Annotated in this window: 3 protein-coding genes; 1 reads left to right on the plus strand and 2 read right to left on the minus strand. The window is 47.4% G+C overall.

Annotated elements, in window-relative coordinates; genetic code table 11:
- Nucleotides 1-44 precede the first annotated feature (44 nt).
- Nucleotides 45-1400 carry a PAS domain-containing protein gene (locus tag MJ769_RS11460; protein WP_239237276.1) on the minus strand — a complete coding sequence of 452 codons (1356 nt, stop codon included), beginning with the start codon at nt 1398-1400 and terminating at the stop codon, nt 45-47.
- A gap of 372 nt (nt 1401-1772) precedes the next feature.
- Between MJ769_RS11460 and recJ the strand changes: the two genes are divergently transcribed.
- On the plus strand, nt 1773-3476 hold the full coding sequence (recJ, locus tag MJ769_RS11465; protein ID WP_239237277.1) for a single-stranded-DNA-specific exonuclease RecJ: 1704 nt from the start codon (nt 1773-1775) through the stop codon (nt 3474-3476).
- A gap of 191 nt (nt 3477-3667) precedes the next feature.
- On the opposite strand, the gene MJ769_RS11470 is transcribed toward recJ, so the two are convergent.
- The gene (locus MJ769_RS11470) at nt 3668-4003 is read right to left on the minus strand and encodes a hypothetical protein (RefSeq protein ID WP_239237278.1); all 336 of its coding nucleotides are present in this window, start codon (nt 4001-4003) and stop codon (nt 3668-3670) included.
- Between the last annotated feature and the right edge of the window lie 94 nt (nt 4004-4097).

Genomic DNA, 4097 nt, shown 5'->3' on the forward strand with positions numbered 1-4097 from the left:
TCATTCGTGCCAACAGTCGATTAAGTTCCAAACAGAATGGCGCACTACACTAGTCCAAGTTCATCCAAAAATGCCGGGCGCAAGTGACGCAACATGTCACGGATCACTTCATGCATTTCATTGGCACTTTCGCATATGGCTTGTACGTTTGCCCTGACTGCAGGTTCGCCATCGGGCATACATAAAATCGCCTGAGCTTCCGCATGAATAGCGGTAAGCCATTGACCTAACTCATCATGCAACTCACGAGCCAGATGGCAACGTTCAGATTCCTGAATGCTGTATAGGTTTTGCGTAAGCGAGCGGTTTTGTAGCAGCAATTCCAGATTAGTATCTGCGGCTCTTTTAAGTGAGCTAATGTCGATGCCGACTCCTAATAGCCCAGCGACATTCCCTTCTGGACTATTAAAAGGGGCAAGAACAGTAGACAAGTAAACCGCATTACCGCTTGCATCGGTAAGCCTGCTTTCTACGCCCGCTTTGATTTCGCTTGATTCCAGCACTTCACGGCTTATCCGCTGAAAATCCTCGGCCAGTTCGCTTGGCAATAGCTCAAAATCGGTTTTACCGAGCACCTCTCCTATCGGATGGCCAAGAAGGTCAGCAAACATCTGACTAACAGTCACATAACGCAAATAAGGATCTTTGTAGAACACAATGGCCGGTATCGCATTCAGCAAAGCATTCTGCTCAGTTTGTTTTTGTCGCAATGCCAATGCAATGCGTTTCTGTTCAGTAATATTGGTCATCACCGTGCGGCAGGCACATACCCCATTTCCCATAGCTATACTCTCCAGACGGATGTAATCCGGCTCGTCAGCATGGGTTCTGATTCTCAATTCAGTAATAATATTGCCGGAGGAGTTAAAATTTTGCTGCAGATGGTGTGAGAATGCGTGAATATCGCTTTTGATAATACGTGTTACAAAAGGCGTGCCCACAATACTTTCGCGCGCTTCACACAACATGGCTGCTCCAATTAGATTGATTTCCTGAATGTGCCCGCCCTCATCCAGAGTTAGATAACCTACTGGGGCAAAATCATAGAGACTGGCATAACGATCGCGTGTTTCTTCCAGCATCCGTTGCGCTTCTCTTAGTTCGCGGTTCTGCACCTCCAGTTCAGTGTGACGCAATTGCAACTCTTGCAACAGATGAGTTTTATCATCTTCCATCTCTCTGTCTGAGGCTCTCCTATGTATTTCTCGTAATTCGCGATTCTGTGCTTCCAACTCAAGTTGTCGCACCTGCAACTCTTGCAACAATTGAATTTCTTTATCTTCCAGTCCCCTATTTGATGCTTTATTGTTCCGCAAAATAATCTCGTTGAATTGATTTCCTTTGCTGCCGTTTTTGGGATCATCAAACCTTCGATTTCGATTTATTTGCATCTGGGTCATTACATTTCTCATTCAGTAATTGTTAGTGGAAATGAATTACTCACTTTGTCAATAATCAGAAAGCATCTACCACTTAAGCTCTCAACTTCTCTTGGTACACAACCATATCTTACAAGACGCATATGTACTCGCGCACCATACAAAGAATATATCATTCTTTTTAAAATCAAAATTATACAACTGAATTACGGATTCAGGATTGTAGCGTTGCCCTTGATGCATTTATAAAACGAGTTAAATTTTCCGTTTTTAAGCACTCATAGGGATTTTCCCCATATTAACCAGATTGACCCTCCCCTCTTTACCACAAGCAGGTAATGCATCCTGTCTCTGCTAAAATCATTTCTCCCTGCCCTCACACCACTAAGCCGCATGATACAAATAAGTCAACGATCCTACTCGACCGATACTACACAACAACTTATCGACACTGGCATTGCACCGCTTCTAGCACGTATTTATGCGGCGCGCGGCATTTGTAATGTGACGCAGTTGGATACCGGCCTGCAATATCTGCTGCCCTTCACGCAACTAAAAAACGCGAAAAAAATGGCGTGTTTACTGGCTGATGCCATCGCCACACAACGCAAGTTGCTCATCGTGGCGGATTATGATGCCGACGGTGCAACCGCCTGTGCTGTGGGGCTGCGAGGTCTGCGTATACTGGGTGCGCAAGTGGATTTCATCGTACCGAACCGATTCAAATTTGGTTATGGTTTGACGCCAGAGATCGTGCGCCTGGCGGCGCAATCTACCCCTGATATATTAATTACCGTGGACAATGGCATCGCCAGCGTGGAAGGCGTGGCCGAGGCCAACCGATTGGGCATGCAGGTGCTCGTCACCGACCACCATCTGCCCGGCGATGCTTTGCCGGACGCACTGTGCATTGTCAACCCAAATCAACCCGGCTGCGACTTTCCCAGCAAAAATCTGGCTGGGGTTGGCGTCATGTTTTATGTATTACTCGCATTACGCGCCGAACTGCGGACTCGCGGCGCATTTGCAGAGCAAGCGGAACCCAATCTAGGCAAACTGCTTGATCTGGTTGCCTTGGGAACAGTTGCAGATGTTGTAAAACTGGATGAAAACAATCGTATTCTGGTGCAACAAGGACTACAGCGCATCCGCGCCATGCGTGCTTGTTGCGGCATCAACGCATTGTTGCAGGTAGCCAGTAAAAATTATGCACAGGTTTCCAGTTATGAATTGGGCTTTGTCGTGGGGCCGCGGCTAAACGCAGCTGGGCGATTAGAAGATATGAGCCTGGGTATCGCATGTTTGATTAGCGATGATGTCACTGAAGCAGCCAAAATCGCAGCGCAACTTGATACACTAAACCATACGCGGCGAGCTATAGAAGCTGACATGCAGCAAGCGGCGCTGGCCACGCTGGAACACATCACTCCAACTGACAGTTGCAGTCTCGCACTGTTCGACGAAACTTGGCACCAGGGTGTAATCGGTATTCTCGCTTCGCGTCTGAAAGACCGCTACCATCGTCCTGTCATCGCTTTCGCACGATCACTCAATGGTGAAATTAAAGGCTCTGGACGCAGCATCCACGCCCTGCATCTGCGCGATGCACTTGACCTTGTGTCCAAACGCCATCCGCATCTGATACAAAAATTCGGCGGTCATGCCATGGCGGCAGGTCTTAGCCTGCGCGAGGAGCATTTCGATGAGTTTAAGGTCGCCTTTGAAACTGTAGTGCATAGCCTACTTTCTCCAGCCGATCTTACCAAAATCATTGAAACAGATGGTCTACTCGCACCTTCCGAATTCACATTAGGCATTGCGCGCAGCCTGGAACAGCAGGTATGGGGACAAGGCTTCCCGCAGCCATTCTTTGAAGGCGAGTTCACCGTAAAAAACCAGCGCGTGGTTGGCGAAAAGCATCTCAAGTTAAAACTGAGCCTCTCACCGTCGAGTGCAACATATGATGCTATTCACTTTTCTTGTGTCGACTCCATGCCGACCAACATTCGTGCGGTTTTCAATCTGGCTATCAATGAATACAATGGCAACGTCAACTTACAACTCATCGTCCGGCACTGGCAAAAAACAGATATATAAGGTCGTGCGGATTTTTTATTTAAAATTGAGCTAACGTGCATAAACGATCACCAGCAGGGCATGCTCCTGCCTCAAATCTGCCTTCCTTAAACTCAGAGCGCTGCGGCGATTACAACCCCATGCCCTGAAGCTGTCATTCGGGCAGCTGAGGCATGTAACTAATCAGAACGGTTAAAACCATGGCCGGCCGTTTACTGCGTGAAGTGCAACGTAAGCTTCCCGAACAGACATTCACCCAACAACAATCCGATTTCACCCTTTACCAGCGTATCCTCAATCAAAAGTGCGGGGATAAAAGCAAATTTTAAAGTCTTAATGAGCCGCACATTTATTGTATGGGAAAAGGCAAGGAACATAAGAAACACGAATCCGGTACCAAGGTCCCCATCATCAAAACTCGGGATAGTCATATTGTGATAGGTGCCATGGCCTTTGACCACATCATTTACGACGGGCATAGCCTGTCTGCGGTACTTGAGCAGGTAAAACGTCTGGCCCACTTTATGCCCAACATCGATGATTGTCAAGCTAGTTGTCGCCTCGACGTATGATTTATGGGCACCTGGAAAAATCCCCTATCTCTGTAATCGAATTTGCTGTGTTTTGCGTTAATGCTAAGGA

The organism is Candidatus Nitrotoga sp. BS (genome assembly GCF_927797785.1).
Taxonomy (GTDB): Bacteria; Pseudomonadota; Gammaproteobacteria; order Burkholderiales; family Gallionellaceae; genus Nitrotoga.